This is a genomic window from Hungatella hominis (assembly GCF_014288005.1).
Taxonomy (GTDB): Bacteria; Bacillota; Clostridia; order Lachnospirales; family Lachnospiraceae; genus Hungatella; species Hungatella effluvii.
In genome coordinates, this window is the sequence record NZ_JACOPB010000069.1 from 1 (window position 1) to 671 (window position 671).

Below are 671 nucleotides of genomic sequence, written 5' to 3' on the forward strand. Positions count from 1 at the left end.
CTCATACATTATCATCTCTCTTTATTTCACACTGCCACTGATAGGAATACGGGTGGCACTCTCCCAAATCAGCCTCGATGTTCTTTCCGGTTCTGAGTGTGATCAGCAGCTGATCTCCTTCCCGGATGTCTTCTTCCAGGCCGCAGAACAGCTTATGGCTGTTCACAATGGCCGGATTCGGCACACCAGTGGATACCTGACCCGAAGAACTGTACCGGCAGGGCCGATCCGTTGCCACAGCTGTTTTCACTTGCTTCGTGATACCATCTATTTCGACGTCTGTCCATCGGTACACATCCATTTTGGCATCATACATTCTTGCATACGGGTTTCGCATATCCTCTCAGCCTCCTGTGCCTCCTCAGACCTGCCTTATCACTCTCAGACAGGCCATAGATACTCGCCTTCGTGTTTCCCTCCGTCTGTGCCCAGGTAATGCTCCCGTCCCCTTCTTTAATACTGGCAATTTCCGGATTGTATCCGGTTCCCTCCACAGCTTCATAGTCAATAATTCCTTTCGCCTTTTTTCGTACAAAGGGTTCCAGAATATCCGGTACGCAATCTGGATCCAGGTTACAGTAATCACAGACTGTCAGAATCAGATCCGAGATGATCAGATCATGGTCTTCTGTACCAAGCCGTAGATTTTGCTTTACTGTCTGCAGCATCTC

General features: G+C 49.0%; 2 protein-coding genes. Both read right to left on the reverse strand.

Annotated elements, in window-relative coordinates; translation table 11 throughout:
* Position 1: 1 nt before the first annotated feature.
* Positions 2 to 337 carry a hypothetical protein gene (locus H8S75_RS32355; protein ID WP_187024976.1) on the reverse strand — a complete coding sequence of 112 codons (336 nt, stop codon included), beginning with the start codon at positions 335 to 337 and terminating at the stop codon, positions 2 to 4.
* On the reverse strand, positions 309 to 671 hold a 363-nt coding region (locus H8S75_RS32360), incomplete at its 5' end, for a hypothetical protein (protein ID WP_243270558.1). The genes H8S75_RS32355 and H8S75_RS32360, both read right to left, overlap by 29 nt.